Raw genomic sequence first — 25,094 nt, forward strand, 5'->3', positions numbered from 1 at the left:
GATTATTCCTTCACGACCGGCACACCAGAGCTTTCCGGGATGTCAGACGCAGGGGCAATGTTATTTTCGAGTCGCTTAATTTTACGTTCAGCGCGCGCAAGAGAAACACGGACTTTAAGCCAGAACAGACCGCAAACCAGCCAGCCAATGGCAAATCCGGCAGCAAATAAGACCGCCAGCAGGCTCGAGACGCGATACTCACCCTGAGCCAGCAGATAGTTAAACGTCACCTGCTGATCGTTTTGTGCACCCAACGTGACTGAAATGACAAAAATCGCCAATACCAGTAAGAAAATGAGTAAATATTTCACATTACTTCCCGTTATGTGGTTCAAGCGAATAAAGTGTGTTCAATTCACCGCAATCAGCCTTATAAACTACCATTTTAGCGACGAGCGCGAAACGGAAAAAGTGACGCGCAGGTCATGGATCTATGGGCAAAATGCGGAATATCAACCGTCAGGCGTCTGTCTGGTCCCTTTCGGCAATTTCTTCTTTCTCTTCTGGCGGTGGCGTTAGCGGGCCGCAGAATCGTTCAGTGAGCCAGGTCGCCAGCACGATCAGCAGCCATGAGATGAGCGTGGCGACGACCAGGTCGCGCGGCCAGTGCATCCCCAGCAGCAGGCGGCTGCCCATGACTCCCGTCGCCCAGACCAGTAAAATCACGATAGTGATCGTTCGGCGCCTTGGCCAAAGCAGCCCAACCCCCAGCAACGCCCAGCTGGCCGCAAACATGGTGTGACCGGAAGGAAACGCGAACCCGGTCTCTTTCTGCCAGTGTTTACGCAAGAATTTCGGGATATCCTGCTGTTCCGAAAGCTGTTCTTTCACCAGCGCGCCACGATCTTTACGCTTTAAATTGTAGAACTCATCCACCGGAACATGATGCGTTTTTTCCAGCCAGACGACAAAAGGACGCGGTTCCTGAACGCGATCTTTAACCCAGGACTTTACGCCCTGGCCGACAAGGATAGCGCCCCCGAGGATCGCAAAGAGCATCAGCGCCGCGCGCAAACGAAAGCGCAGGCACCACAGAAACCAGGCGCAGAGGAGTACGTGGGTAATAATCCCCCACGGCTGGGTGACCGTTTCCGTTATCCAGTATAACGTTTTCAGCCACGTGGCATTGTGCCCGGGCTGCCACATCCAGCCTGAAAGCCATACGGCCAGAGGCATAATCAGTAAAATGGCCGCACCTGCTGCCGTACGTCTGGCGATTGAAAGCATGTCTTCTCCTTTTTCGCTAAGCGTCACAATCATAACTGAAATTAATCATCCTGGTGGATATGTCGGATCGTGCGTTTAACGTTCATATAGCATGGTGCCCATTAGGCGAACCTGCTGAGCTTGTGGCAAAATGAACTGATACAGAAAGCAAAACAGGGCAAAGGCACGAAACGTGTCAGCCTACTCTGGAGAATCACATGCAGCTTAAACGTGTGGCAGAAGCCAAACTGCCAACCCCATGGGGCGATTTCCTGATGGTGGGTTTTGAAGAACTGGCAACCGGACAGGATCATGTCGCGCTGGTTTATGGTGACATTTCAGGGCAGACGCCGGTTCTGTCCCGCGTCCATTCAGAGTGTCTTACCGGCGACGCGCTGTTCAGCCTGCGCTGTGATTGTGGTTTCCAGCTGGAAGCCGCCCTGTCTCATATTGCAGAAGAAGGCCGCGGTGTGCTGCTTTATCACCGTCAGGAAGGTCGTAATATTGGTCTGCTGAATAAAATCCGCGCCTACGCGCTTCAGGACCAGGGCTACGATACGGTTGAAGCAAACCATCAGCTCGGCTTTGCCGCTGACGAACGCGACTTCACCTTATGCGCCGATATGTTCAAGCTGCTGGGCGTGGACGAAGTTCGCCTGCTGACCAATAACCCGAAAAAAGTGGAGATCCTGACCGAAGCGGGGATCAATATCGTCGAGCGCGTACCGCTGATTGTCGGCCGTAACCCGAAGAACGCCCACTACCTGGATACCAAAGCCGCCAAAATGGGTCATCTGCTGAAAGAGTAATGCTAAAAAGCCCGGCACGGGTGCCGGGCTCGTTTCATCAATCCAGCATCTTACGAATCACATAATGTAAAATGCCGTCGTTCTGGTAATAGGTCAGCTCGGTTGCCGTATCAATACGGCACCGGCAATCCAGCACCTCGATTTTCCCGTCTGCCCGCGTTAACTTCACCGGCACCGTTTTCCCCGGCTGCAGGTTTTGCAGACCGCTAATCTCAATCTGCTCTTCCCCGGTCAGTCCCAGCGTTTTACGCGTCACACCCTGCGGAAACTCGAGCGGCAGGATCCCCATACCAATCAGATTCGAGCGGTGAATACGTTCGAACGATTCGGCGATGACCACGCGAACGCCCAGCAGACGCGGACCTTTCGCCGCCCAGTCGCGGCTGGAGCCGGAACCGTACTCTTTCCCGGCGATCACCGCCAGCGGCGTACCTTCCTGTTGATATTTGACCGCCGCATCATAAATCGAAACCACTTCCGTCCCCGGCAGATGGCGCGTCATGCCCCCTTCCACGCCCGGGACCATTTCGTTACGAATGCGGATGTTGGCAAAGGTCCCGCGCATCATGACCTCATGGTTGCCGCGACGCGAGCCGTAGGAGTTAAAATCGCGGCGTTCGACACCCCGGCTCTGCAGATAACGTCCTGCCGGGCTATCGGCTTTAATACTCCCCGCCGGAGAGATGTGGTCCGTCGTGACGGAATCCCCCAGCATCGCCAGTATGCGCGCGCCGTGGATATCTTTAAGCGGTGCCGGCTCGGCCAGCATCTCATCAAAGAACGGCGACAGACGAATATAGGTCGAGTCATCCTGCCAGTCGTAGGTATCTGAGCCCACGACGTTGATGGTTTTCCACTCCGGCGTGCCTTCAAAGACCTCCGCATACTCTTTGCGGAACATCTCGGTTGAGACCTTTTCAACGGCCAGCGCGATTTCACGCGAAGATGGCCAGATATCTTTCAGGTAGACAGGATCATTCTTGCGATCGTGCCCAATCGGATCGGTCGCCAGGTTGATATTCATGTTGCCTGCAAGGGCATACGCCACGACCAGCGGCGGCGAGGCAAGCCAGTTGGTTTTCACCAGCGGGTGAATACGCCCTTCAAAGTTTCGGTTACCGGACAGGACCGCGCCTACCGTCAGGTCGCCCTGCTTAATCGCCGTTTCAATCGGTTCAGGCAGTGGACCGGAGTTACCAATGCAGGTCGTACAGCCATAGCCCACGAGGTTAAAGCCCAGTTCGTCAAGGTACGGCGTCAGTTTGGCCTGCGCCAGATAATCCGATACCACTTTGGAACCCGGTGCCAGCGAGGCCTTGACCCATGGCTGAGGTTTTAGCCCAAGCTCTACCGCCTTTTTAGCCAGCAGACCTGCCGCCATTAAGACGCTGGGGTTCGAGGTGTTGGTGCAGGAGGTAATGGCCGCAATAACAACCGCGCCGTCCGGGAGCTGATACTGATGTCCGTTCAGAACATAGTCGACCGGACGATGATCTTTCTGCGCCACGTTCACTTCCAGGGCATTGCTGGCGGCAAAGGCTTTTGGCACGTCACTCAGCGCAACCCGATCCTGTGGACGTTTCGGCCCGGCGAGGCTCGCCTCGACGCTTCCCATATCGAGTTCAAGCGTGCTGGTGAAGACCGGTTCATCGCCCGGGTTTCGCCACATGCCCTGCGCTTTGGTATAGGCCTCCACCAGCGCGACCTGCTCTTCGCTGCGCCCGCTAAGGCGCATGTATTCCAGCGTGACGTCATCGATGGGGAAAAAGCCGCAGGTTGCACCGTATTCCGGCGCCATATTGGCAATGGTGGCACGGTCGGCAAGCGGCAGCGAATCCAGACCATCACCGTAGAATTCTACAAACTTACCCACCACACCATGCTTACGCAGCATCTGGGTGACGGTGAGCACCAGATCGGTGGCGGTAATGCCTTCAGACAGCTTGCCGGTGAGCTTGAAGCCCACCACGTCAGGGATAAGCATGGACACCGGCTGGCCGAGCATGGCCGCTTCCGCTTCGATACCCCCGACGCCCCAGCCCAGCACGCCCAGACCGTTGATCATGGTGGTATGGGAGTCCGTGCCCACCAGCGTGTCCGGATAGGCGACCCACTCTTTATCCTGCAATTCACTCCAGACGGCTTTACCCAGATATTCAAGGTTCACCTGGTGACAAATACCGGTACCCGGCGGGACCACGCTAAACCGGCTGAACGCCTGCTGCCCCCACTTAAGAAACACGTAGCGCTCGTGGTTGCGTTCCATCTCCAGACGCACGTTCTCGCCAAAGGCGTCGTCATCACCAAAGCGGTCAACGGTTACGGAGTGGTCAATGACGAGGTCAACGGGGGAAAGCGGATTCACTTTTGCCGTATCTCCGCCGAGACGCTTAACGGCCTCGCGCATCGCGGCTAAATCAACGACGGCCGGGACACCGGTAAAGTCCTGCATCAGCACCCTGGCCGGGCGGTAGGCGATTTCTCTGTCGGCATGGGCATTTTCCAGCCACCCTGCCAGCGCCTTGATATCATCGAGGGTGACAGAGTCACCGTCCTGCCAGCGCAATAGGTTTTCCAGTAAAACTTTCAATGACTTGGGTAAACGCGAAATGTCCCCAAGCGTTCTGGCAGCCAGCGGCAGGCTGTAGTAATGCCAGGTTTTATTTTCTGCCTGTAACGTATCCTTACTGGCTTCGCGTAGGGTTAACGACATAAGCTCCTCCTTAATCACAGAGATGCCCCGACAATCATCAGGGCCGTAATTAAAGATAACACAAAGATGTCGTAACGTTTTGATAACAACCCAAATTGATAAATTTAGGATTGGTCCAGAAAGGAAAAACAAAAAACCCCGCCGTAGCGAGGTTTTACAATTTAGTGGAGGGCCAACCAGATGAGCTGACTCCAGAACAGAATCGACACGGTAAAAACGCCGATCCATGACCAGTATTTGTGAGACGTCATGTTATTCATCATAGGGACACCAGGCATTATTTATTAAAAGTTCCGAGGTAAGTCCTCAGTGCTATATTGCTGATGTGTATTTATTAAAGAGTACGAAAGTGCAGAGTCGATATTCAGACTATTTGCATCATTACGCAATTAACTAAATTATTGTTTTTTGGGTTCGTCTTCTGCGAACACATCAATAAACGCTTGCTGCTGCGGCGTTAGTTTCCAGGACGCGGGTACAACAGTCGCAGGTGCTTTACGCCCTCTGTGGCCGTTGTCACGATGCTGACACATCTGTTTTACCGTTTCTGTACGTACCGTCACTGCCATATTTAACCCCAATATTTCCAGGCCAGGAGAGCAACCACCACCCAAAACAGGGTAGAGACGAGAAAGACCGCCAGCCAGGCTTTACGCTTGAGCGCAGGATCCCTTTGCGGTTCTTCACTTCCTGAAGGCATTGCTAACCTCATACAATCGACATCGCTTATCATTTAGGACCAAACAATTGGTACAATTAATCATCTGTTGAGATAAATCCTAAAGAAACTTTAGCCGAAAAGCCAGTGAATTTACGCACCGGAAGGTATGAAATATTCAATCTTTTGACCAGAAATAAATAATTGAAAAGAAAAATTTGCGAAGGCGTAAATTAGTTTCTACTTTTGTCGCCAATTCACGACATTATGGCCTTACAGATTAAATGGATAATGACATTATATGACAGGGGATGCGTAGATGATGATAATTCTAATTTAGCTTTGAGGCGTTATTTCGGTATCTTTCCCTAAGGGAAAGATACCGGGTGTGATTATTTTTCGGGGAGTTTGATGTCTTTAAACATCTCTTCAATATCTTCATTTGAGCGTAATGCAACGGCGGTATCAACCACGTCACGCGTTAAATGAGGGGCAAAGCGCTGAATAAAATCATACATATAGCTGCGGAGGAAGGTGCTACGACGGAAGCCAATCTTTGTAGTGCTATGACTGAAAACATCATGCGCATCAAGACGCACCAGGTCAGGGTCTGACACCGGATCCACCGCCATGCTGGCAATAACGCCCACCCCCAGACCAAGCCGCACATAGGTTTTAATCACGTCGGCATCCGTCGCGGTAAAGACAATGCGCGGCGTTAACCCTGCCCGGTTAAAGGCCGTATCAAGCTCGGACCGTCCGGTAAAGCCAAACGTATACGTCACCAACGGATATTGAGCCAGCTCTTCGATAGTGACCGACCCTTTACCCGCCAGGGGGTGATCGGGGGTCACCACGATAGAACGGTTCCAGTGATAGCATGGAAGCATCACCAGATCGTCATACAGATGAAGCGCTTCGGTGGCGATGGCAAAGTCTGCATTCCCCTTGGATACGGCTTCAGCAATTTGCGTTGGCGAGCCCTGGTGCATATGCAAAGAGACGCGAGGATAACGCTCGATAAAGCCTTTGATCACACCGGGTAGCGCATAGCGCGCCTGGGTGTGCGTCGTGGCAATATACAGCGAACCTTTATCCGGCCAGGTGTGTTCCCCCGCCACAGACTTAATTGCGTCGACTTTAGAGAGGACTTCCCGCGCAATGCGGATGATTTCCTGCCCCGCAGGCGTCACCTGAGTGAGATGCTTACCGCTGCGGGCAAATATCTGGATACCTAACTCGTCCTCCAGCATACGAACTTGTTTGCTGATGCCCGGTTGCGAGGTATACAACCCCTCGGCGGTAGAAGAGACGTTAAGGTTATGATTCACCACCTCAACGATATAACGAAGCTGCTGTAATTTCATGCCAGACCATCCGATTTAGCGCATGCGGTCAATCGCTTAAGACGATTTAATAATAAGAAACAGGTTAACTATAACCACTATATCATTTATAGCCTGACTGTATAGTACGGAACAAAAAATAATAACAAGGTAATAAAAAAGGGCCGGAAATCCGGCCCTTTTACAGGTAAGTTACGGTAAGGGAAGATTATTTCTTGCCTTCAACCCATTTGCCATCGACAAAGAAGGCTGACCATCCGGTCGCTTTACCCTCTTTCTCTGCCGTAACATACTGCTGCTTAGTTTTACGGCTAAACCGTACCACGGTTTTGTTGCCTTCCGGATCCTGCTGTGGCGCGTCGGCCAGATAACGCAGTTTCTCAGGCAGACGATCGCGGAAGCGATGCAGCTCTTCCACCAGCGGCGCGCGCGTTTCACGCGATTTTGGGAAGGTGTTGGCGGCCAGGAAGACACCTGCAGCACCATCACGCAGCACGAAGTACGCGTCTGATTTCTCGCACGGCAGTTCTGGCAGCGGAACCGGATCTTCCTTAGGAGGAGCCACTTCGCCGTTACGCAGAATTTTGCGCGTGTTTTTACACTCGTCGTTGGTACAGGCCATGTACTTACCGAAACGCCCCATTTTCAGGTGCATTTCAGAACCACACTTCTCGCATTCCACAATCGGGCCGTCATAGCCTTTAATGCGGAACTCGCCCTCTTCGATCTCATACCCGTCACACGTTGGGTTATTACCGCAAACGTGCAGCTTACGTTTTGGATCGATCAGGTAGCTGTCCATTGCCGTGCCGCATTTCTTGCAGCGGCGTTTGGCACGCAGAGCGTTAGTTTCCGCATCGTCACCCTCCAGCACGTTGAGAACTTCGTTCTCAGGCACCAGGTTGATGGTGGTTTTGCAGCGCTCTTTTGGTGACAGCGCATAGCCGGAGCAGCCAAGGAACACGCCTGTGGTTGCGGTGCGGATCCCCATCTTGCGGCCGCAGGTTGGACAGTCGATGCTGGTCAGAACCATCTGGTTAGGCAGCATGCCGCCCTCTTCAGGGTCTTTCTCCGCTTTTTCAAGCTGGTCGGTAAAGTCGCTGAAGAAGCTGTCGAGTACCTTTTTCCATTCCGCCTGATGGCTGGCAACCTGGTCGAGGCTGTCTTCCATTTGCGCGGTGAAATCGTAGTTCATCAACTCGCGGAAGTTTGCTTCCAGACGGTCAGTGACGATCTCACCCATTTTTTCCGCATAGAAACGGCGGTTTTCAACGCGCACGTAGCCGCGGTCCTGAATGGTCGAGATGATGGACGCGTAGGTCGATGGACGACCAATACCGCGTTTTTCCAGCTCTTTCACCAGGGACGCTTCACTGAAGCGCGCAGGTGGCTTGGTGAAGTGCTGTGCCGGAACCAGATCGACAAGCGACAACTCGTCACCTTTATTAACCGCAGGCAGCGTTCTGTCTTCATCGCCTTTACGCAGCGCAGGCATCACCTTCGTCCAGCCGTCGAAGCGCAGAATACGACCGCGCGCCTTCAGGCGGAAATCACCCGCGCCGACGGTCAGCGTGGTGGAGTCGTACTGCGCTGGGGTCATCTGGCACGCCACGAACTGACGCCAGATCAGCTGATACAGTTTCTGCGCGTCAGCTTCCATGTCTTTCAGCGATTCCGCTAACACCGAGACGTCAGAAGGACGAATCGCTTCGTGAGCTTCCTGAGAGTTCTCTTTGCTGGCGAACTGGTTAGCGCTTTCCGGCAGGTATTTCTTACCGAAATTGTCGCTGATGTAGCCGCGGACCATGTTGACCGCATCCTGGCTCAGGTTGGTTGAGTCGGTACGCATGTAGGTGATGTAGCCCGCTTCATACAGGCGCTGCGCCATCATCATGGTCTTCTTCACGCCATAACCCAGACGCGTGCTTGCAGCCTGCTGCAGCGTAGAGGTAATAAACGGCGCACCCGGCTTGCTGCTGGTCGGTTTGTCTTCACGTTCCAGCACCTGATAGCGTGCTTTTTCCAACAGCGCTACGGCGGCCATGGTCTGGTCGCGGTTTTCCGGACGGAAAGGCTTGTCGTTGTGATGGCTCACCTGCAGCGGCAGAGCGTCACCGCCCGGCGTGGTCACATTGGCATCGACTTCCCAGAACTCTTCCGGCACGAAGGCTTTAATTTCGCGCTCACGCTCAACGACCAGACGCACGGCGACGGACTGCACACGCCCTGCGGACAGGCCACGGGCAATCTTCTTCCACAGCAGTGGAGAGACCATGTAGCCCACAACGCGGTCCATAAAGCGACGTGCCTGCTGTGCGTTTACGCGGTCAATATTCAGCTCGCCCGGCTTCTCAAACGCCTGACGAATCGCATTCTTCGTAATTTCGTTAAACACTACACGGCTGTAGCGTTTGTCATCACCACCAATCACTTCCCGCAGGTGCCACGCAATGGCTTCCCCTTCGCGGTCAAGGTCGGTTGCGAGATAGATGTGGTCTGCTTTTTCAGCAAGCTGCTTCAGTTCGTTAACGACTTTTTCTTTACCGGGCAGCACTTCATATTGTGCATCCCAGTTATGCCATGGGTTAACACCCATGCGGTTGACAAGCGCGCTACGTTCATCCTTTTTAGGCTTTTTAGCCCCTTTGGTGGAGGTAGAGTCTGCGCTCTTTTTGCTGGCTGAGCCACTGGTCGGCAAATCGCGGATATGACCCACGCTGGACTTAACCACGTAGTCATTACCCAGATACTTATTGATCGTTTTGGCTTTTGCCGGGGACTCAACGATGACGAGAGCTTTACCCATATTCACCTTTACCTAATTTAATTCTTCCAGGAATACGCCGCACGTTGATTTCCCTTCCGCTGACGACGAGCCAATGATATTGCGACTGCGTCAGGAGATATCAACCCCTTTGTCTTACCGGACGTTAATGAGAAGACGCCCAGGTGATTGAGTTTTCGGGTATTTTTCTCACATCTCGTGTAATTCGTGACGAATTCCCGGTTGAATGTCAAGCAATTCTGTTGCCAGAATGACGAAAGCGCACACTCTACCTGATAAAATTCGTTACGCAACTTTATTAGCATGCAAAAGCAGATCCCGCCAGCCAGGACCCTGCACCTTATCCCCTCACATTACAGGGAAAATTTGCCCCCAAAGCGCCCTCGGCGTAGACTATTGTCACTGTTTAAGGAGTGGATTATGCAGAATACGACCCAACCTATTGACCGAGCCTCTCTGCTTATCGAAGCAAACAAGCTTATCCGTGACCATGAAGATACGCTGGCGGGCATTGAAGCCACCGGCGTAGAGCAGCGTAATGGCGTGCTGATTTTCAGCGGCGAATACTTCCTTGACGAACAGGGTTTACCGACCCCGAAAAGCACCGCCGTGTTTAACATGTTCAAATACCTGGCGCATACGCTTTCAGAGAAATATCACCTGGTCGATTAACGCAAAGCGCGAGGCATATGCCTCGCGTTTTTGTTTACAGCAGCGGTTTTTGTCCGCGCTGTAGCCAGCGCAGCAGCAGGCGGTCCGCGCTTTCTGCGGCACTGTTGGTAAAGCGGTCAAGGAGTCGCTTACGCTGGGTAAAGCGCACGCCCACCAGTTCCCGACCTTCCATCAGATTGAGCAGCAGATCGTCGCTGGTTCCAACTTCATCCACCAGCCCTTTCTCCTGCGCCTGGACGCCGTACCAGTGCTCGCCCGTCGCGACCTGTTCAATATCGAGCGTTGGGCGCATACGGTGTACAAAATCTTTAAAGAGATGATGCGTTTCATTGAGATCTTCGCGGAATTTTTGACGCCCTTCTTCCGTGTTTTCCCCCAGTAGCGTCAGAGTACGTTTGTACTGACCCGCCGTGTGAAGTTCGATATCGATCTCTTTATTTTTCAGGAAGCGGTTAAAGTTCGGAATTTGCGCGACCACGCCGATCGAGCCAATTATGGAGAACGGCGCGGCAACAATTTTGTCCGCCACGCAGGCCATCATGTAGCCACCGCTCGCCGCCACTTTATCCACGGCCACGGTCAGCGGGATCTGTTTTTCACGCAGGCGCTGCAGCTGTGAGGCGGCCAGTCCGTAACCGTGAACCACCCCGCCCGGGCTTTCAAGACGCACGACAACCTGATCCTGCGGTGTCGCCACGGCCAGAACGGCAGTCACTTCCTCCCGCAGAGAAGACACTTCATGCGCATCCATACTGCCTTTAAAATCGAGCACATAGACGCGCGGCGTGGCCTTATCCTGCGGCACATTGAACTTTGCTTTTGCCTTTGCCGCTTTGGCTTCCTGTTTATGCTTTTTCTTCTGCGCTTTCAGCCAGAGTTTCTGTTGATGACTATCAAGCAGCGCCAGAGACATCTCTTCCTGCATCTCTTTATACTGCTCGCTCAGGCGGGTGATGCGTAACTCCCCACGCTGACGCTTGCGCTGCGTCAGGTTGACAATCAGAACGGCTACCACCGCAATGGCAATCACCACCGTCGCGATTTTGGCCAAAAACAACCCATATTGAGAAAGTAATTCCACGCGTTCCACCTTGATTTAACCACGAATCTTTCACGGCAGTGTACAACAGCCCTGCCCATGCGTCTCGCTCGCGACATTACCTCTGCGAGGCGCCTTCAGGAATCCCCGGACCGGAGATTAAATATTTGCAAAATGTTAATTTTACAGTAATGCGTCCTGTAGACTGATTGAATTATCAGGCGAATTCGGGCATAAAGCCGAAAAGTCATTATAAAGGCACCATTGCGTCACCGGTCGCCTGAGGAGTCACCGTGCATTATCAACCGCAAAAAAATCTGCTGCACAACCGGATTATTCTTGTCACCGGTGCCAGCGACGGGATTGGCCGCGAGGCGGCCCTGACATACGCCGAATATGGCGCGAACGTCATTCTGATCGGCCGCAGCGAAGAAAAACTGCAAAACGTCGCTCAGGAGGTTGAGGCTAAATGCGGCACGCCTGCCCCGTGGTATACACTCGATTTACTGACCTGCACGCCCGCGGTGTGCCAGGAATTAGCCCAGCGCATCAGCGTTCACTATCCGAGACTCGACGGCGTGCTGCATAACGCCGGTTTGTTAGGCGAGGTTCGTCCGATGGATGAACAGGATCCTGATATCTGGCAGCAGGTGATGCAGGTCAACGTCAACGGCACGTTTTTCCTGACACAGGCATTGCTTCCTTTATTACTCAAATCCGAGTCCGGGTCCCTGGTCTTTACCTCGTCCAGCGTTGGCCGTGAAGGACGCGCAAACTGGGGAGCCTATGCCGTATCAAAATTCGCGACCGAAGGCATGATGCAGGTGCTGGCGGAGGAGTATCAGAGCCGCCATCTGCGCGTAAACTGCATTAACCCGGGCGGTACGCGCACCAAAATGCGCGCCAGCGCGTTCCCGAGCGAAGATCCGCAGAAGCTGAAAACCCCGGCAGACATTATGCCGCTCTATCTCTGGCTGATGGGCGACGACAGCCGCCGCAAAACCGGGATGACCTTTGACGCCCAGCCGGGACGTAAACCAGGAATTTCGCAATGAGTGAAGAACGTCATCAGCAGCGCCAGCAGCGTCTGAAAGAACAGGTCGATGCACGCGTTGCCGCAGCCCAGGACGAACGTGGGATCGTCATCGTTTTTACCGGCAACGGAAAAGGGAAAACCACCGCCGCATTCGGCACGGCGACACGCGCCGTCGGACACGGGCAAAAAGTGGGCGTCATCCAGTTTATCAAAGGCGAATGGCCCAACGGTGAGCGGAATTTGCTTGAGCCTCACGGCGTTGAGTTTCAGGTGATGGCGACCGGTTTTACGTGGGATACTCAGAATCGGGAAACGGACACCGCAGCCTGTCTCGCCGTCTGGGAGCATGCAAAGAGAATGCTGGCCGATCCCTCGCTGAATATGGTTCTGCTGGATGAGATCACCTATATGGTCGCCTACGACTACCTGCCGCTGGAAGCCGTGCTGGATGCTCTAAAGAATCGTCCTGTACACCAGACGGTTATCGTCACGGGGCGCGGGTGTCATCGGGATATTCTGGAGATGGCCGATACCGTCAGCGAGCTGCGTCCGGTCAAACATGCGTTTGATGCAGGCATCAAAGCGCAAATTGGAATTGATTACTAAAGAAAAAAGCCCGGTGCGTTCACCGGGCTTTTATATTAACCGTTGTTGTTACGGCTCCCGGAGCGGCGGCTGCTGCTCACCTGGCTGTGGCGCTTCACCGCGCGACGGATCTGATTCGCCTTCATGCGACGACGATCTTTTTCCACCGCCACTTTTGAGGTGGTTTCCGGCGTCAGGCCGACAAGCTCGCGCAGGTAGTTGGTTTGGGTCAGATCCAGTTCGGTATACCCCCCGCGCGGCAGTCCTTTCGGCAGCAGAATGTCGCCGTAACGGACGCGGATCAGACGGCTCACCTGGACGCCTACCGCTTCCCAGAGACGACGCACCTCGCGGTTACGGCCTTCGGTCAGGGTTACGTTGTACCACTGGTTAATGCCTTCCCCACCGGTAAATTTGATGGTTTTGAACGCCGCAGGACCGTCTTCAAGCTGAACGCCACGCGACAGATCGCGCAGTTTATTTTCGTCAACCTGGCCAAATACGCGCACCGCGTATTCACGTTCCACTTCACGGCTTGGGTGCATCAGACGGTTTGCCAGTTCACCATCGGTGGTGAACAGCAGCAGACCACAGGTGTTCACGTCCAGACGACCGACGGCAATCCAGCGAGCGCCACGCAGTTTAGGCAGACGGTCAAACACCGTCGGACGACCTTCCGGGTCGTTGCGGGTGCACAGCTCGCCTTCCGGCTTGTAGTAAGCCAGCACGCGGCAGATCTGTTCAGCGGACTCTTTCACGGAGATGAGGTGACCGTCGATGCGGATCTTCAGCCCCGGTACGATTTCAACGCGGTCACCCAGCGTGGCGATTTTCCCGTCCACACTCACGCGACCCGCTTCAATAATGGCTTCGATTTCACGGCGTGAGCCGTGGCCGGCGCGCGCCAGCACTTTCTGTAACTTCTCGCTCATTGAGCTTCCTCAGGTGTCGCCTTCACAGGCGTCGAATCAGGTCAAAAGAGGGCTGAGCCCTGCTTTGATGGCCGCGTAGTATATCTGCTTATACCTTTACAAGAAAGGCTTTACGTCACCCACGCCTTCACGAATCACTTCCGGTGCATCTTCGGTTAAGTCGACCACGGTGGTCGGCTGCTGGCCGAGATAGCCGCCGTGAATAATCAGCTCGACCACCTTCTCAAGACGATCTTTGATCTCTTCCGGATCGGACTCGGTAAACTCACTTCCGGGCAGCATCAGCGAGGTAGAAAGCATCGGTTCGCCGAGGGTTTCCAGCAGCGCCTGCGCAATCGGGTTCGACGGCACGCGCATACCGATGGTTTTGCGTTTCTCCTGCAGCAGACGACGCGGTACTTCCTTCGTGCCCTTCAGGATGAAGGTGTAGTTGCCCGGCGTGTTGTTCTTAATCAGGCGAAACGCCACGTTATCAACATACGCATAGGTCGACAGCTCAGAGAGATCGCGGCACATCAGAGTAAAGTTATGGCCGTCCGGCAGCTGGCGAATACGGCAAATGCGCTCCATTGCCCCTTTATCTTCAATTTTACAGCCCAGCGCATAGCCTGAATCGGTCGGGTAGACAATCACGCCACCTTTGCGGACGATCTCCACGGCCTGGTTGATCAGACGTGGCTGCGGGTTATCCGGATGGATATAGAAAAACTGACTCATACTTCCCTCTCTTCAATTTGCTGCGGCTGTTCCCAGAGCTGCCAGACCGGCTCAACGCCAGCGGGCAACCAGAGCTTGCGCCCCAGTTCGATCCACGCGCAGGGCTGATGGAAATCAGAGCCCTGTGACCCAAGCAGGCCGAACTGGCGGGCATAGGTCGCGAGCTGCGCGCGCTCGTTGGGCGCCTGCTGACACTGGGCGACTTCCATCGCCTCGCCACCGCATTCGGCAAAGTGTGCCAGCAGCCTTTTCAGCCATTTAGCAGAAAGATTATACCGCCCAGGATGGGCCAGCACGGCCTTACCGCCAGAATGATGAATCACATCAATAGCTTGTTTTATTGTACACCACTGTGGCGGAACGTATCCGGTTTCACCGCGTGCCAGATACTTTTTAAAGACGTCCGCCATGTTCGTCGCTTTGCCCGCGTCGACCAGAAAACGGGCGAAATGACCGCGGGTGACCGCCCCGCCGTTCGCCATCTTTTGCGCGCCTTCCAGCGCGCCCGGAATATGCGCCTTTTCCAGACGCTCGCCGATCATCTCTGCGCGCTGATTGCGGCGCGTTTTTTGTTCTTGCAAAAATGCCGTAAGTGCCGGATGGTCTATATCGATGTTCAGGCCAACAATATGAATCTCATGGTTTTCCCAGACGGTCGAGATCTCGACGCCGGACACCAGATTCAGCGCCAGCCCGCTGCGGGCAATCTCTGCGCGCGCCGCCGGAATGGCATCAGTGGTATCGTGATCGGTTATCGCCAGCGTGCCGACGCGCATTTCAACGGCGCGATGAACCAGGGCTTCGGGTGTCAGCAGGCCGTCAGAGGCCTGAGTATGGCTGTGTAAATCATAAATAATGGCGTAGGTGGTATCGCTCAAAGCACTTCCCATAACAGGTTGGAGACATCCGAAAACACCATGATACCGACTTAACGCGAAATTCTGAAATCAAGGGTTGACAACTTGCCATCGAACTAGTTAACTAGTACGCAAGTTCACACGAGAAAGGTATCTGAAAATGACAGCACATTTCGCTCTTCACGGCTGGTGGCGCACTTCCTGATCTTCGGGCAGTGTCACGCGTCTGCGAAATGCAAACAGATACCCGCCCGCTACCCAGCGGGCTTTTTTTTGAACAAAATATGAGAACAACAACATGCAAACAGCCAAACCTCATCTCGAACTGCTGACCTGCGAGGCGGCCTATCGCCACAACCCGACCGCGCTGTTTCATCAGGTGTGCGGGGCACGTCCGGCAACGCTGCTGCTGGAATCGGCGGATATCGACAGCAAGGACGATCTCAAGAGCCTGCTGCTGGTCGACAGCGCGCTGCGCATTACCGCTTTAGGTGACACTGTCACCATCAAGGCATTATCAGACAATGGCGCATCGCTGCTGCCGCTGCTGGATGCCGCCCTGCCGTCGGGCATTGAAAATGAACGTCATCCAGAAATGCGCATTCTGCATTTCCCGCCGGTGAGCCAGCTGCTGGACGAAGACGCGCGCCTCTGCTCCCTGTCCGTTTTCGATGCCTTCCGCCTGCTGCAGAATCTGGTCACCGTGCCGGAAGACGAGCGTGAGGCGATGTTCTTCGGCGGGCTGTTTGCTTACGACCTGGTTGCCGGTTTTGAAGATTTGCCGGAAACCGAGCAGGGCAATCGCTGCCCGGATTATTGCTTCTATCTGGCTGAAACGCTGCTGGTGATCGACCACCAGAAGCAATACACCCGCATCCAGGCAAGCCTGTTCACGCCGTCTGCCGCTGAGAAAAACCGTCTTGAGTACCGCATCGCTCAGCTGCAGCAGCAGATGACGGAAGCACCACCCGCGCTGCCGGTGCAGCGCGTGGAGAAAATGACCTGCGACGTTAACCAGACTGACGATCAGTACGGCGCCGTGGTTCGCCAGATGCAAAAAGCGATTCGCGCCGGGGAAATTTTCCAGGTCGTGCCGTCCCGTCGCTTCTCACTGCCCTGCCCGTCGCCGCTCGCAGCCTACGACGTGCTGAAAAAGAGTAACCCAAGCCCGTACATGTTCTTCATGCAGGACAACGAATTCACGCTGTTCGGCGCCTCGCCGGAAAGCTCGCTGAAATACGACGCCACCAGCCGTCAGATTGAGATCTACCCGATTGCCGGTACCCGTCCGCGCGGACGCCGCGCCGATGGCTCGCTGGACCGCGATCTGGACAGCCGCATCGAGCTGGAGATGCGCACCGACCATAAAGAACTCTCCGAGCACCTGATGCTGGTTGACCTGGCGCGTAACGATCTGGCACGCATTTGTACTCCCGGCAGCCGCTACGTGGCGGACCTGACCAAAGTCGACCGCTATTCGTTCGTGATGCACCTGGTCTCCCGCGTGGTCGGCGAGCTGCGCCACGATCTCGACGTGCTGCACGCCTACCGCGCCTGCATGAACATGGGCACCCTCAGCGGCGCGCCGAAAGTACGCGCCATGCAGCTGATTGCTGCCGCCGAAGGACGCCGTCGCGGCAGCTACGGCGGCGCGGTGGGCTACTTCACCGCCCACGGTGACCTCGACACCTGCATCGTAATCCGCTCCGCCTACGTTGAAGACGGTATCGCCACCGTTCAGGCGGGTGCCGGGATTGTTCTTGATTCTGTTCCGCAGTCTGAAGCTGACGAAACGCGCAGTAAAGCCCGTGCGGTCCTACGAGCCATTGCTACCGCACACCATGCACAGGAGATTTTCTGATGGCTGACATTCTGCTGCTCGATAATATCGACTCCTTTACCTATAACCTGGCAGATCAGCTGCGTGCGAATGGCCACAACGTCGTTATCTACCGCAACCACGTTCCGGCGCAGACCCTGATTGACCGTCTGGCCACCATGCAAAACCCGGTGCTGATGCTCTCCCCGGGGCCAGGCGCGCCGAGCGAAGCGGGCTGTATGCCGGAGCTGCTGACCCGCATGCGCGGGAAACTGCCGATCGTCGGCATCTGCCTTGGCCATCAGGCGATTGTTGAAGCCTACGGCGGCTACGTTGGCCAGGCGGGTGAGATCCTGCACGGTAAAGCGTCCAGCATTGAACATGACGGCCAGGCGATGTTTGCCGGGCTGCCGAACCCGCTCCCGGTCGCGCGCTATCATTCGCTGGTTGGCAGCAATATTCCCGCCGGGCTGACGATCAACGCCTCGTTTGAAGGTATGGTGATGGCGGTGCGCCACGATGCGGACCGCGTCTGCGGCCTGCAGTTCCACCCGGAATCAATCCTGACCTCCCATGGCGCCCGCCTGCTGGAGCAGACGCTCGACTGGGCGTTACAGAAGCTGGAGCAGACCAACACCCTTCAGCCGATTCTGGAAAAACTGTACCAGGCGCAGACCCTGAGCCAGCAGGAGAGCCATCAGCTCTTCTCCGCCGTGGTTCGCGGTGAGCTGAAGCCTGAGCAGCTGGCAGCCGCGCTGGTGAGCATGAAGGTGCGCGGCGAAAGCCCGCAGGAGATCGCCGGTGCCGCCACGGCACTGCTGGAAAATGCCGCCCCGTTCCCGCGCCCGGACTATCAGTTTGCGGATATTGTCGGTACCGGCGGTGACGGCAGTAACAGCATCAATATCTCCACCGCCAGCGCCTTCGTGGCGGCGGCGTGTGGTTTGAAGGTCGCGAAGCACGGCAACCGCAGCGTGTCCAGCCGGTCAGGTTCTTCCGATCTGCTCGCCGCATTCGGTATTAACCTCGATATGAACGCCGAGCGTTCCCGTGAAGCGCTGGATGACCTGGGCGTCTGCTTCCTGTTTGCGCCGAAGTACCACACCGGTTTCCGCCACGCGATGCCGGTTCGTCAGCAGCTTAAAACCCGCACGCTGTTTAACGTGCTCGGCCCGCTGATCAACCCGGCCCACCCGCCGCTGGCGCTGATTGGCGTTTACAGCCCGGAACTGGTTCTGCCGATTGCCGAGACGCTGCGCGTGCTGGGTTATCAGCGTGCCGCCGTGGTGCACAGCGGCGGTATGGATGAGGTTTCTCTTCATGCGCCAACGCTGGTGGCCGAACTGCGCGACGGTGAAATCCTGAGCTATCAGCTGGAGGCTGCCGACTTCGGCCTTGCGCCATACCATCAGGAAGCGCTGGCTGGCGGTACGCCGGAAGAAAACCGTGACATTCTCACGCGCTTATTACAAGGTAAAGGAGAGGTCGCCCATGAGGCCGCCGTTGCTGCCAACGTCGCCATGCTGATGCGTTTGCACGGTGAGGAAGACCTGAAGGCCAACGTTCAAAAAGTTCTGGATGTACTGCGCTCCGGTGCAGCTTACGATCGCGTTACCGCACTTGCGGCAAGAGGGTAAAGAATGCAGACCGTTTTAGCGAAAATCGTTGCCGATAAGGCCATCTGGGTGGAAGCCCGCAAGCAACAGCAGCCGCTTGCCAGTTTCCAGAATGACGTCGTCCCGAGCAGCCGTCGTTTCTATGACGCCCTGCGGGGTACGCGCACCGCGTTTATTCTTGAGTGCAAAAAAGCGTCCCCCTCCAAAGGCGTTATTCGTGACGATTTCGATCCGGCACGTATTGCCGGCATTTATAAGCATCATGCTTCAGCCATCTCCGTGCTGACGGATGAGAAATATTTTCAGGGCAGCTTCGATTTTCTGCCCATCGTCAGCGGCATCGCGCCGCAGCCGATCCTGTGCAAAGACTTTATTATCGACCCGTATCAGATCTGGCTGGCGCGTTTTTACCAGGCCGACGCCTGCCTGCTGATGCTCTCGGTGCTCGACGATGAGCAGTATCGCCAGCTTTCCGCCGTGGCGCACAGCCTGAATATGGGCGTGCTGACCGAAGTGAGCAACGAAGAGGAGCTGGAGCGCGCGATTGCGCTGGAAGCCAAAGTGGTCGGCATTAACAACCGCGATCTGCGCGACCTGTCCATTGACCTTAACCGTACGCGTCAGCTGGCGCCGCGTCTGGAGTCTGGCGTCACGGTGATCAGCGAATCCGGCATTAATAGCTACGCCCAGGTGCGCGAGCTGAGCCACTTCGCCAACGGTTTCCTGATTGGCTCCGCCATGATGGAACATGACGATCTCAATGCGGCTGTGCGTCGCGTGCTGCTGGGTGAAAACAAAGTCTGCGGCTTAACCCGCGAACAGGATGCTCAGGCCGCGTATGAAGCCGGGGCGATTTATGGCGGGCTGATCTTTGTGGATTCCTCTCCTCGCGCGGTCAGCGTAGAGCAGGCGCGTAAGGTCATCGCAGCGGCTCCGCTCAGCTACGTGGGCGTTTTCCGCAATGCAGATATTGCAGACGTTGCGGCAAAAGCCGACGCGTTATCCCTGAGCGCGGTGCAGCTCCACGGCGATGAAGACCAGATCTATATCGATGCCCTGCGCGCCGCGCTGGCACCACAGGTGCAGATCTGGAAAGCGCAAAGCGTTGGCGATACGTTGCCCTCGCGTAACCTGAACTACGTGGATAAATACGTCCTCGATAACGGCCAGGGCGGTACCGGCCAGCGTTTTGACTGGTCGCTGCTGAACGGCGCAAAGCTGGACAACGTCCTGCTGGCGGGTGGATTAGGCCCGGATAACTGCGTAGAAGCCGCTAAAACCGGCTGCGCAGGCCTCGATTTCAATTCAGGCGTAGAGTCCCAGCCGGGTATCAAAGATGCCAGCAAGCTGGCCTCGGTTTTTAAAACTCTGCGTGCATATTAAGGAAGAGAAGATGACGACATTACTTAACCCGTATTTTGGTGAGTTCGGCGGGATGTACGTCCCGCAAATCCTGATGCCCGCGCTGCGCCAGCTGGAAGAAGCGTTTGTCAGCGCGCAGAAAGACCCGGCGTTTCAGGCTGAATTTACCGACCTGCTGAAAAATTACGCCGGTCGTCCGACCGCGCTGACCAAATGCCGCAACCTGACGGAAGGCACCAAAACCACGCTGTATCTGAAGCGTGAAGACCTGCTGCACGGCGGCGCGCATAAAACTAACCAGGTGCTGGGTCAGGCGCTGCTTGCGAAGCGTATGGGCAAAACCGAAATCATCGCCGAAACCGGTGCGGGTCAGCACGGCGTGGCCTCTGCGCTTGCCAGCGCCCTGCTCGGCCTGAAATGCCGCATCTATATGGGAGCGAAAGACGTTGAGCGTCAGTCTCCGAACGTCTTCCGTATGCGTCTGATGGGAGCAGAAGTGATCCCGGTGCACAGCGGCTCCGCGACGCTGAAAGACGCCTGTAACGAAGCGCTGCGCGACTGGTCTGGCAGCTATGAAACCGCACACTATATGCTCGGTACCGCGGCGGGCCCGCACCCGTTCCCGACTATCGTGCGCGAATTCCAGCGCATGATCGGTGAAGAGACCAAAGCGCAGATCCTCGAAAAAGAGGGTCGCCTCCCGGATGCGGTAATCGCCTGCGTCGGCGGCGGCTCCAACGCCATCGGTATGTTCGCAGACTTTATCGACGACACCAGCGTGGGCCTGATTGGCGTCGAGCCTGCCGGTCACGGCATTGAATCGGGTGAACACGGCGCGCCGCTGAAGCATGGCCGCGTGGGGATCTACTTCGGGATGAAATCCCCGATGATGCAAACCGATGAGGGTCAGATTGAAGAGTCTTACTCTATTTCTGCCGGCCTCGACTTCCCGTCCGTCGGGCCGCAGCATGCGTATCTGAACAGCACCGGCCGCGCGGACTATGTCTCCATTACCGATGACGAAGCGCTGGAAGCCTTTAAAACGCTGTGCCGCAGCGAAGGGATCATCCCGGCGCTGGAGTCTTCGCACGCGCTGGCGCACGCGCTGAAAATGATGAAAGAAAATCCGGAAAAAGAACAGCTGCTGGTGGTGAACCTTTCCGGCCGCGGTGACAAAGATATCTTCACCGTTCACGATATTCTGAAAGCACGAGGGGAAATCTGATGGAACGCTATGATAACGTATTTGCAGAGCTGAAATCCCGCCAGGAAGGCGCGTTCGTTCCCTTCGTCACCCTGGGCGATCCGGGCCCGGAACAGTCGCTGAAGATTATCGACACCCTGATTGAAGCCGGCGCCGACGCGCTGGAGCTGGGTATTCCGTTCTCCGATCCGCTGGCGGATGGCCCGACCATCCAGAATGCGACGCTGCGCGCATTCGCCTCCGGCGTGACGCCAACCCAGTGCTTCGAGATGCTGGCGGCGATTCGCCAGAAGCACCCGACCATTCCGATCGGCCTGCTGATGTACGCCAACCTGGTCTTTAACCGCGGTATTGATGAGTTCTATGCCGAGTGCGCGCGCGTGGGCGTCGACTCCGTTCTGGTGGCAGACGTGCCGGTTGAGGAGTCTGCGCCATTCCGTCAGGCGGCGATGCGGCATAACGTCGCCCCGATTTTCATCTGCCCGCCGAACGCCGATGACGAACTGCTGCGCCAGATTGCTTCTTACGGACGCGGGTATACCTACCTGCTCTCCCGCGCGGGCGTGACCGGTGCCGAGAATAAAGCCGCCCTGCCGCTGCATCATCTGGTGGAGAAGCTGGCCGAGTACCATGCCGCGCCTCCGCTGCAGGGGTTCGGGATTTCATCCCCGGATCAGGTCACCGCAGCGATTGACGCGAAGGCGGCTGGTGCCATCTCCGGCTCCGCGATTGTGAAGATCATCGAAAAGAACGTGGACAAGCCCGAGCAGATGCTGGCCGAGCTGAAAGCGTTTGTGACCGCAATGAAAGCGGCGACGCGTAAAGCATAACCTCTCTACCGTCTGGCTTCCTGCCAGACGGTTCCCCTTCCTGGTTATCACTCTTCATGCTGCTGACGTGCGGGCTGCTATTTAAGAACGCAATTGACAGGCCAGTAATGATGAATGCCTCAATTATGCTTTATTAATAACGTTTCCGGGGCGGGCATCGGGACTTACCAATTTGTAAAGTACCGGCAGCATGGACCAAATCAGCTAAAGTACGAACCTGCATTTTATCCATAACCCGACGTCGATGGACCTTCACGGTAATTTCTGATATGCCCAGTTCAGACGCAATTTGTTTGTTTTGCAGGCCATTAATCGCCAACTCAAAGGTCTGCTTCTCGCGCCGTGTCAATGCCTGATAGTTTTTACAAAGCTCGAATATTCTTTGCTGCTCTAAAAAATTATTAGTCGCTTCGATTAGCACATCTTTCACGACATTGATAAATTGTTCCGGTTCGACTGGCTTAGTCAAAAAGTCCCGAACACCTGCTTTCATCGCTTGTACGCAGAGTGGGATTGAGCTGGTCATAGTCAGGATAATTATCGGTATTGTACAGCCACGTTCCTTCAGGGCATCTATCACATCGAAACCGTTAGTGTCTGGCGTGTTAATTTCAAGTATTAAGCATGAGGGATGATCAACTATGGGGCAGGAGAGAAATTCTTCGGCATTTTTGAAGTCAAAAGTTTGATAACCTTTCGCCATTAACAATTTAACCACAAACAGCCTATATGCATCATCATCATCGATAACATAAACAACATCTTCCATATCACTCTCTCCTCACCAGGCCTTCGACGTACATAATACGAGCGGAGGCGTCCATTCACAAAAAATTTTAGAATTGCCAGCTTCTATGTCTGATATCGTTTAATAACCGGAAGTAACAAAATCAAAGACTAACAGTCCATATGCGAATATTCTAATTTAGCAAAGGTAATTAGCATGAGGATATTCTGAAAAAAGATTCATATAATAGTCGTTTTTGAGCAGGGGTACTGTTAAAACTCATCCGTCAAGCAAACCCTTTTGTATATATTTGACTCATATCGCGGGAATTACCTTAGCCCTGTCGTTTTAAGGTGCAGTTTTTATATCTGCCAGGTGGTTAGCTGAATAAGAGTGCGTTTTTGGTGTTAACGCCGATTCGGGATCCACCCGCACTCCGCCAGAGTCTCTGTCAGAACATCAGGTATATCAACGGCTCTTGCTTCTCTGAATTCCGCAGCCGTACCGAGAATCCAAACGCAGCACGGTTTAATGACTAAGGTCATAAAAAGAGGCGGTATTTTGCAGAAAAGGTTTTGAGAGGTTTTGAGGCAAACGAAAAAGATATATATTCCAGTCCGTTAAATTCACTTACACCTTCTGAGTTCAGAGGCTTATTCATGTCATGGCACGCCTTCAAACAGACTTACCTGGTTAAGTTCTGGTCACCTGTTCCGGCCGTTATCGCGGCAGGCATTCTCTCTACCTACTATTTCGGCATCACCGGCACCTTCTGGGCCGTGACCGGCGAGTTCACCCGCTGGGGTGGTCAATTGCTACAGCTCGCTGGCGTGCATACCGAAGAGTGGGGTTACTTTAAACTCATTCATCTGGACGGCACGCCGCTCACCCGCATCGACGGGATGATGATCATCGGCATGTTCGGCGGCTGTTTCGCGGCGGCGCTGTGGGCAAACAACGTTAAGTTGCGGATGCCCAAAAGCCGTATTCGCATAATGCAGGCGGTGGTCGGCGGTATCATTGCCGGGTTTGGCGCCCGCCTGGCGATGGGCTGTAACCTGGCCGCTTTCTTTACGGGGATTCCTCAGTTTTCGCTTCACGCCTGGTTCTTTGCCGTCGCCACGGCCATCGGCTCTTACTTCGGTGCAAAATTCACCCTGCTACCGCTGTTCCGCATTCCGGTGAAAATGACAAAAGTCAGCGCAGCGTCTCCGTTAACCCAGAAGCCAGACCAGGCGCGTCGCCGTTTCCGCCTCGGTATGCTGGTCTTTTTGGCTATGGTCGCCTGGGCGCTTTGCACTGCAATGAATCAGCCCAAACTCGGCCTGGCGATGCTGTTCGGCGTGGGTTTTGGTCTGCTCATTGAACGCGCGCAGATCTGCTTTACCTCCGCGTTTCGCGATATGTGGATCACCGGCCGTACGATGATGGCAAAGGCGATTATCGCCGGGATGGCGGTCAGCGCCATCGGTATCTTCAGCTATGTTCAGCTCGGCGTCGAACCGAAAATCATGTGGGCCGGTCCTAACGCGGTCATTGGCGGCCTGCTGTTCGGCTTCGGGATCGTGCTGGCTGGCGGGTGTGAAACCGGCTGGATGTACCGCGCCGTTGAAGGTCAGGTGCATTACTGGTGGGTGGGCCTGGGAAATGTTATCGGCTCGACGATCCTGGCTTACTTCTGGGACGATCTGTCTCCGGCGCTTGCCACGAGTTGGGACAAGGTAAACCTGTTGAACACCTTCGGGCCTCTCGGCGGCCTGCTGGTCACCTACGCCCTGCTGCTGGTCGCTTTTTTACTGGTTGTCGCGCAGGAGAAACGCTTCTTCCGTCGCGCGAGTGTTAAAACAGAAACCCAGGAGAATGCTGCATGAAAGAGATCGTGCCCGATTACCGTCTGGATATGGTCGGTGAACCCTGCCCTTATCCGGCTGTTGCCACGCTTGAAGCCCTACCGCAGCTCAAAAAAGGGGAAATTCTGGAAGTGGTCAGCGACTGTCCGCAGTCCATCAACAACATTCCGCTGGATGCGAAAAACCACGGCTACACGGTGCTGGATATCCAGCAGGATGGCCCGACCATTCGCTATTTGATTCAAAAATGATCGCTAAGGGCCTCGCGCGGGGCCTTTATCGTATTGAATTATAAGACATCTTGATCCACGGCAAAAACGCGTTTTTTGAC

Annotated in this window: 24 protein-coding genes and 1 other annotated feature; of the genes, 12 read left to right on the forward strand and 12 right to left on the reverse strand. The window is 55.1% G+C overall.

The window, feature by feature from the left end; translation table 11 throughout:
* Positions 1-2: 2 nt before the first annotated feature.
* Both ADJ24_RS05895 and pgpB read right to left on the reverse strand, forming a co-directional pair.
* Positions 3-311, reverse strand: coding sequence for a LapA family protein (locus tag ADJ24_RS05895; protein ID WP_023312067.1), 309 nt, complete (start codon positions 309-311; stop codon positions 3-5).
* 148 nt (positions 312-459) lie between these two features.
* On the reverse strand, positions 460-1,227 hold the full coding sequence (gene pgpB / locus ADJ24_RS05900) for a phosphatidylglycerophosphatase B (protein ID WP_023312068.1): 768 nt from the start codon (positions 1,225-1,227) through the stop codon (positions 460-462).
* 197 nt (positions 1,228-1,424) lie between these two features.
* Here pgpB and ribA point away from each other — a divergent pair, with 197 nt between their 5' ends.
* On the forward strand, positions 1,425-2,015 hold the full coding sequence (ribA, locus tag ADJ24_RS05905) for a GTP cyclohydrolase II (protein WP_008501210.1): 591 nt from the start codon (positions 1,425-1,427) through the stop codon (positions 2,013-2,015).
* A gap of 37 nt (positions 2,016-2,052) precedes the next feature.
* Here ribA and acnA read toward each other — a convergent pair whose 3' ends face one another.
* The 5 genes from acnA to topA form a co-directional block, all read right to left on the reverse strand.
* Positions 2,053-4,728 (reverse strand): aconitate hydratase AcnA, encoded by a 2,676-nt coding sequence (acnA, locus tag ADJ24_RS05910; protein WP_023312069.1) that lies wholly within the window; start codon positions 4,726-4,728, stop codon positions 2,053-2,055.
* A 161-nt stretch (positions 4,729-4,889) separates the two neighbouring features.
* Complete coding sequence (gene ymiC, locus ADJ24_RS25490; RefSeq protein ID WP_032623144.1) at positions 4,890-4,988, reverse strand: small membrane protein YmiC; 99 nt, start codon at positions 4,986-4,988, stop codon at positions 4,890-4,892.
* Between the two features lie 311 nt (positions 4,989-5,299).
* Positions 5,300-5,440, reverse strand: coding sequence for a YmiA family putative membrane protein (locus tag ADJ24_RS23430; RefSeq protein WP_213327741.1), 141 nt, complete (start codon positions 5,438-5,440; stop codon positions 5,300-5,302).
* A gap of 338 nt (positions 5,441-5,778) precedes the next feature.
* On the reverse strand, positions 5,779-6,753 hold the full coding sequence (gene cysB, locus ADJ24_RS05915) for an HTH-type transcriptional regulator CysB (RefSeq protein ID WP_008502814.1): 975 nt from the start codon (positions 6,751-6,753) through the stop codon (positions 5,779-5,781).
* 187 nt (positions 6,754-6,940) lie between these two features.
* Positions 6,941-9,538 carry a type I DNA topoisomerase gene (gene topA / locus ADJ24_RS05920; protein WP_023312071.1) on the reverse strand — a complete coding sequence of 866 codons (2,598 nt, stop codon included), beginning with the start codon at positions 9,536-9,538 and terminating at the stop codon, positions 6,941-6,943.
* A gap of 399 nt (positions 9,539-9,937) precedes the next feature.
* Here topA and ADJ24_RS05925 point away from each other — a divergent pair, with 399 nt between their 5' ends.
* Positions 9,938-10,189 (forward strand): YciN family protein, encoded by a 252-nt coding sequence (locus ADJ24_RS05925; protein ID WP_023312072.1) that lies wholly within the window; start codon positions 9,938-9,940, stop codon positions 10,187-10,189.
* A 34-nt stretch (positions 10,190-10,223) separates the two neighbouring features.
* Here ADJ24_RS05925 and sohB read toward each other — a convergent pair whose 3' ends face one another.
* Positions 10,224-11,270 (reverse strand): protease SohB, encoded by a 1,047-nt coding sequence (sohB, locus tag ADJ24_RS05930; protein ID WP_023312073.1) that lies wholly within the window; start codon positions 11,268-11,270, stop codon positions 10,224-10,226.
* Positions 11,271-11,521: 251 nt separating this feature from the next.
* Here sohB and ADJ24_RS05935 point away from each other — a divergent pair, with 251 nt between their 5' ends.
* Both ADJ24_RS05935 and cobO read left to right on the forward strand, forming a co-directional pair.
* Positions 11,522-12,283, forward strand: coding sequence for a YciK family oxidoreductase (locus ADJ24_RS05935; RefSeq protein WP_023312074.1), 762 nt, complete (start codon positions 11,522-11,524; stop codon positions 12,281-12,283).
* Positions 12,280-12,870, forward strand: coding sequence for a cob(I)yrinic acid a,c-diamide adenosyltransferase (gene cobO, locus ADJ24_RS05940; protein ID WP_023312075.1), 591 nt, complete (start codon positions 12,280-12,282; stop codon positions 12,868-12,870). The genes ADJ24_RS05935 and cobO overlap by 4 nt, the downstream gene beginning before the upstream one ends.
* A 35-nt stretch (positions 12,871-12,905) precedes the next feature.
* Here the strand turns inward: cobO and rluB are convergent, their stop codons facing one another.
* The 3 genes from rluB to rnm all read right to left on the reverse strand — a co-directional run bounded on the left by rluB (position 12,906) and on the right by rnm (position 15,376).
* Positions 12,906-13,781, reverse strand: a complete 876-nt coding sequence (gene rluB, locus ADJ24_RS05945) for a 23S rRNA pseudouridine(2605) synthase RluB (protein WP_023312076.1) — start codon at positions 13,779-13,781, stop codon at positions 12,906-12,908.
* A gap of 96 nt (positions 13,782-13,877) precedes the next feature.
* The gene (locus tag ADJ24_RS05950; RefSeq protein ID WP_003856793.1) at positions 13,878-14,498 is read right to left on the reverse strand and encodes an L-threonylcarbamoyladenylate synthase; all 621 of its coding nucleotides are present in this window, start codon (positions 14,496-14,498) and stop codon (positions 13,878-13,880) included.
* Positions 14,495-15,376, reverse strand: a complete 882-nt coding sequence (gene rnm / locus ADJ24_RS05955) for an RNase RNM (RefSeq protein WP_048702282.1) — start codon at positions 15,374-15,376, stop codon at positions 14,495-14,497. The genes ADJ24_RS05950 and rnm overlap by 4 nt, the downstream gene beginning before the upstream one ends.
* Before the next feature lie 139 nt (positions 15,377-15,515).
* Between rnm and trpL the strand changes: the two genes are divergently transcribed.
* The 6 genes from trpL to trpA all read left to right on the forward strand — a co-directional run bounded on the left by trpL (position 15,516) and on the right by trpA (position 22,186).
* Entirely contained in the window at positions 15,516-15,560 is a 45-nt protein-coding gene (gene trpL, locus ADJ24_RS24950; RefSeq protein ID WP_071524153.1) for a trp operon leader peptide, read from the forward strand.
* Positions 15,537-15,630, forward strand: a sequence feature (Trp leader region). (Overlaps the previous gene by 24 nt.)
* 23 nt (positions 15,631-15,653) lie before the next feature.
* On the forward strand, positions 15,654-17,216 hold the full coding sequence (locus ADJ24_RS24785; RefSeq protein WP_023312078.1) for an anthranilate synthase component 1: 1,563 nt from the start codon (positions 15,654-15,656) through the stop codon (positions 17,214-17,216).
* Positions 17,216-18,811 carry a bifunctional anthranilate synthase glutamate amidotransferase component TrpG/anthranilate phosphoribosyltransferase TrpD gene (gene trpD / locus ADJ24_RS05965; RefSeq protein WP_023312079.1) on the forward strand — a complete coding sequence of 532 codons (1,596 nt, stop codon included), beginning with the start codon at positions 17,216-17,218 and terminating at the stop codon, positions 18,809-18,811. Before ADJ24_RS24785 ends, trpD begins: the two co-directional genes overlap by 1 nt.
* A gap of 3 nt (positions 18,812-18,814) precedes the next feature.
* Positions 18,815-20,173: a bifunctional indole-3-glycerol-phosphate synthase TrpC/phosphoribosylanthranilate isomerase TrpF gene (gene trpCF, locus ADJ24_RS05970; RefSeq protein WP_023312080.1), complete on the forward strand. Its 1,359-nt coding sequence runs from the start codon at positions 18,815-18,817 to the stop codon at positions 20,171-20,173.
* 10 nt (positions 20,174-20,183) lie between these two features.
* A complete protein-coding gene (gene trpB, locus ADJ24_RS05975; protein WP_023312081.1) occupies positions 20,184-21,377 on the forward strand; it encodes a tryptophan synthase subunit beta in 1,194 nt (397 codons plus the stop codon).
* On the forward strand, positions 21,377-22,186 hold the full coding sequence (gene trpA / locus ADJ24_RS05980) for a tryptophan synthase subunit alpha (protein ID WP_023312082.1): 810 nt from the start codon (positions 21,377-21,379) through the stop codon (positions 22,184-22,186). Before trpB ends, trpA begins: the two co-directional genes overlap by 1 nt.
* A gap of 133 nt (positions 22,187-22,319) precedes the next feature.
* Here trpA and ADJ24_RS05985 read toward each other — a convergent pair whose 3' ends face one another.
* Entirely contained in the window at positions 22,320-22,955 is a 636-nt protein-coding gene (locus ADJ24_RS05985) for a response regulator transcription factor (protein WP_023312083.1), read from the reverse strand.
* Positions 22,956-23,572: 617 nt separating this feature from the next.
* Here ADJ24_RS05985 and yedE point away from each other — a divergent pair.
* Both yedE and yedF read left to right on the forward strand, forming a co-directional pair.
* Positions 23,573-24,784 (forward strand): selenium metabolism membrane protein YedE/FdhT, encoded by a 1,212-nt coding sequence (gene yedE, locus ADJ24_RS05990; RefSeq protein ID WP_023312084.1) that lies wholly within the window; start codon positions 23,573-23,575, stop codon positions 24,782-24,784.
* A complete protein-coding gene (gene yedF, locus ADJ24_RS05995; RefSeq protein ID WP_003856774.1) occupies positions 24,781-25,014 on the forward strand; it encodes a sulfurtransferase-like selenium metabolism protein YedF in 234 nt (77 codons plus the stop codon). Before yedE ends, yedF begins: the two co-directional genes overlap by 4 nt.
* Positions 25,015-25,094 lie beyond the last annotated feature (80 nt).

This window comes from Enterobacter sp. 940_PEND (assembly GCF_001059415.1).
Classification (GTDB): Bacteria; Pseudomonadota; Gammaproteobacteria; order Enterobacterales; family Enterobacteriaceae; genus Enterobacter; species Enterobacter cloacae_M.